Raw genomic sequence first — 4,131 nt, forward strand, 5'->3', positions numbered from 1 at the left:
AATTACCACTAAACTTCCCTCGGACGTGGGGAGGAGGAAATTGGACCGAGCCGGCGTGGGCCAAGGGCGGAGGAGGATTCCAATTTCTTGGCCTTTTGGTTACTTTTGGGCTAAGCCAAAAGTGACAAAGAACCAAAATCACCACAAATAACAACTACCTGCTTTGGCGAAAAACCTTCGGGATTCAATCCTTTCCCTTAGCCAAAATGAAACAACCACGACATTCCAATTCCCACGGGTTCCAACCCGCGGCTATTCAAGGTTGAAGCCCTTCAGGCTTCCCAGATATTGAACGTCAAGTAAGGAAGGAGTGGTCTGTGGGGACACAGACCAGGGTTAAGGGAAATCGATTCTGATGAATATCGAACCATTCCTCCATTCGGGATCATAAAAAACCGCAATAAGAAAAGGGTATAGATAAGGAAACGTTATCATCGCACCAAACGTCCTCTGGAGGAATAGACGGCCTATATATCTGCGTTTTTTGGCGGGATTCGGAGAGCGTGAAGAAAATGAGTTAGCTCACGAAGGTTCACCGTGTGAGATCCACTCATTTTTAGCTCTCAGAAGCCAGACAAAAATCAAATTGGGAGCGAATCAATAAAGTGAAGAATTCCCGCCCCAATTTGAAGAAGAAATATCAGCCTTGATTTTTTGGTTACTTTTTTATCAAGAAAAAAGTGACAAAGGAAAAAAATTGCGATTAATGACAACTACCTGCTTTGGCGAAAAACCTTCGGAATTCAATCTTTTTCTTTAGCCAAAGAGAAAAAACCACGACATTCCAATTTCCCCGGGTTCCACCCGCGGCTAATCAAGGTTGAAGCCCTTCAGGCTTCGTGGATCTTGAACGGCAAGGAGTGGTCTGTGGGGAGAGAGGCCAAGGGTGTGGAATTACCACTAAACTTCCCTCGGACGTGGGGAGGAGGAAATTGGACCGAGCCGGCGTGGGCCAAGGGCGGAGGAGGATTCCAATTTCTTGGCCTTTTGGTTATCCCGATAATTATCGCGGAGGCTAAGCCAAAAGTGACAAAGAACCAAAATCACCACAAATAACAACTACCTGCCTTGGCGAAAAACCATCGGGATTCAATCTTTTTCTTTAGCCAAAGACAAACAACCACGACATTCCAAATTCCACGGGTTCCACCCGCGGCTATTCAAGGTTGAAGCCTTCCTCAGCGTCAGGCAGGCCCTTCAGGCTTCTCGGATATTGAACGGGAAAGGGGAAGCTTATTTATTAAGTTTTTTTTTCAAAGCATTGTACTGATCTGCATGTTTTTTCGGATTGGTATCTTTTAACCTTTGCAAATTTTGAATTTTCCAACGAACGGATGGGAAAAGCTGAAAATCATATTTTGTCCAGTTCGGAGTCAGGTTCTTTACGCTTAAAAGAAAATCTTTATCCTCATCTATCAAATTTTTGTGGATCACTTCGATAAGTTTCAACCTTGTTTCTTCATATTCTTTGTAGCTAAATTCTTCGGAGGTCATGCCTTCGAATTGATTTGTTAATGCAGATCGCTGATCCTGTAGGTTAGGGTATATGACCTCATGGATTGGTCTTTCACTCCCAAGGAGGCATAGTAAAAAGCCTCTTTTTACTTCGTTAGAAAACCCTTCATTTGCTAGCAAATATTTTACATCAAATAAATCCCTAGGATGCTGCCGGTCTAAGGCAGCGCATATTTTCCCACCATATAATTGTCCCAAAGGCAATACAGGAATGACACAAAAAGCATTAAACTCATTTTGTGCCTTATCACATAAAACCATATCTTCAGGAGGAATATATGTGCCCCTGCCTACTAGGTTTACCTCCAGTTTTATACTTGCATTTCTAGTTGAAATCTGAAGCTTTGCGATATCAGACCTGTGTATTACCGTTACACTTGGAATAACAGACTCAATCCTTGATTTTGTACGTTCCAGTGCTTTATTGATGTTTATCATGGAGGTTGCTCTGTCCTCTATAGGGACATAAGTAAGATCTATATCTACAGATAAGCGCGGCATTTCTCGAATAAACAAGTTAATTGCCGTACCACCGTGAAGAGCAAAACATTTTTCTCTAGCCACTTCAGGAAGAACATCCAATAAAAGTTTTATCTGATTTTTATAGATTTGTTGTGCCATACTCTTTCAACTCTCTTGGGACTGTGATTTGATATTTGGGTATATATATACCATTTTTCACAAAACTCCTTTTGCCTGTCCCTAAATCCACTTCATCAAGCTTGATATATGGAAACCAGGAATGACCAGCTTTTTCAGCAAGATATAAAAAGAGACGTTTAACTTTAACTGAAGCACATTGTTCCAGGAGTTCCTGGACAGCATTTGGTCTTAAATTATTCAATCCTTCCATTAACTCGAAACACTCCATAAGGCTATGTTCTTTTGGTACCAGATATAAGCATTCAAACATGGCCCGGGCTGGACCCGATACTTTGATTTTGAAATTCTTTATTTCAAAATCAATCAGACCTGTATTGGGAGGAAGAAAATTTGAGGCATGGTAAGCAATTTGAATCCCCCAATCATATTGTTTAAACCAGGTGGGTAACTGCTCTTTGGCTGTACTAAAGAGAAACACTTTACTTGTGCCCAGTTCCAGGTAATGCCCTTTTCCTAACATCGACAAGGCAGTTCTCCCGGCTGGATGTGTGTGAGAGTTGGCTTGATTTTGAAGAGCGTATACCGCTCCTTCATACCCAACCTTATCTCCAGCTCTAATCATGGCGCCAGTACCGATAGATTGAAACCAGTGGCTCTTCCTATATCGTTTTTGCAGATCCAGGCTATATCCCTGATCCGATAGCCAGCTGCTGATAAACACAATTCCGGAGGCTTGGGAAGTCAGTAATTGGTTTATTTTCGATGTGATATCGTTACTCATAGTACCAATATATTGAATTTTATAAACTAAGACAAAAAATTGTTTATAATTTGAAGGATTTAGGTACCTAAAGTACCTAAAATGAAATTTATATAAACTATCCATTTATGAAATTATACCGTCTCAGTTAGAATCGACAATATAAAACACAGGTTTTTTCTTGCGGAAAATCAAATTGGAAGCGAATCAATATTGTGAAAAACACCCGCCCCAATTTGAAGAAGAGATATCAGCCTTGATTTTTTGGTTACTTTTTGATCAAGCAAAAAGTGACAAAGGAAGAAAAATTGCGATCAATGTCAACCACCTGCTTTGGCGAAAAACCTTCGGGATTCAATCTTTTTCTTTAGCCAAAGAGAAACGACTATGTTTATGATTCCGGGGATTAAAATCCCCGGTTAAGAATTCTGGCATCGCTACGCGATTTGAAAAAACGATACAGTCATCTGCAAAAGCCGTAGGCTTGGGTCAAGTCTTAAACCCACAATTCATTGTGGGTAATGCCGAACACCCTATAGGAGTCAAAGTGCCATGGGTACGACCAAAAATGCCGGTAATCTTGAAGAAAAGACTAAGTGCGCAAATAAAAAAAATGGTTTGACCGAATGGCAAAAAGGAGTCAATTGGCCTTCCAGCATAAATGAGGGTAGTACAAAAAACAAATTGCCAAAGCATAAATCACCTGCTTTGGATAAAAACCCTTCGGGATTCAATCCTTTTCTTTAGCCAAAGAAAATGGACCACTCGACATCATATATCCAAGGGTTAAAACCCTTGGCTACCAATATGTCAGGGCGCTGCCCTTTTTCGTGAGGAGTCTTTTGATTAGGAATACATTAATGAAGTTTGGGTAGCTACTGTTCATAGCTTACAGGGGAATTACCACTAGACTTGCTAAGGACGAGAGAGGAGGAAATTGAACCGGGCCGGTAAGTAGGAAAGGAGTGGTCTGTGGGGACACAGACCACGGTTAATCGGAAGAAAACGATACCTTCGCTCCATACGTCCTCTGGATGAAAGGATGGCCTATATATCTGCGTTTTTTGGCGGGATTCGGAGAGCGTGAAGAAAAGGAGTTAGCTCACGAAGGTTCACCGAGTGAGATCCACTCATTTTTAGCTCGTAGAAGCATGACGAAAATCAAATTGGAAAGAAATCGTTAAACCGGATAACCACCCGTCCCAATTTGAAGAAGAAATATCAGCCTTGATTTTTTGGTTACTTTTTGATCA

3 protein-coding genes are annotated in these 4,131 nt (G+C 41.2%); 1 reads left to right on the forward strand and 2 read right to left on the reverse strand.

What is annotated here, in order from left to right; translation table 11 throughout:
- Positions 1-1,233 precede the first annotated feature (1,233 nt).
- Both Q7J63_RS17705 and Q7J63_RS17710 read right to left on the reverse strand, forming a co-directional pair.
- Positions 1,234-2,136 carry a nucleotidyl transferase AbiEii/AbiGii toxin family protein gene (locus tag Q7J63_RS17705; protein ID WP_304888078.1) on the reverse strand — a complete coding sequence of 301 codons (903 nt, stop codon included), beginning with the start codon at positions 2,134-2,136 and terminating at the stop codon, positions 1,234-1,236.
- A complete protein-coding gene (locus Q7J63_RS17710) occupies positions 2,117-2,899 on the reverse strand; it encodes a type IV toxin-antitoxin system AbiEi family antitoxin (RefSeq protein ID WP_304888080.1) in 783 nt (260 codons plus the stop codon). Before Q7J63_RS17710 ends, Q7J63_RS17705 begins: the two co-directional genes overlap by 20 nt.
- Before the next feature lie 175 nt (positions 2,900-3,074).
- Here Q7J63_RS17710 and Q7J63_RS17715 point away from each other — a divergent pair, with 175 nt between their 5' ends.
- Entirely contained in the window at positions 3,075-3,275 is a 201-nt protein-coding gene (locus tag Q7J63_RS17715; protein ID WP_304888082.1) for a hypothetical protein, read from the forward strand.
- The last annotated feature ends 856 nt before the right edge of the window (positions 3,276-4,131 follow it).

Source organism: Rhodonellum sp. (genome assembly GCF_030656585.1).
GTDB classification, from domain to species: Bacteria; Bacteroidota; Bacteroidia; order Cytophagales; family Cyclobacteriaceae; genus Rhodonellum; species Rhodonellum psychrophilum.

What these genes read in the sequence shown, in the direction of transcription:
- Q7J63_RS17705 (WP_304888078.1), bottom strand. Translation starts at nt 2,136, where the DNA reads ATGGCACAACAAATCTATAAAAATCAGATAAAACTTTTATTGGATGTT.
- Q7J63_RS17710 (WP_304888080.1), bottom strand. Translation starts at nt 2,899, where the DNA reads ATGAGTAACGATATCACATCGAAAATAAACCAATTACTGACTTCCCAA.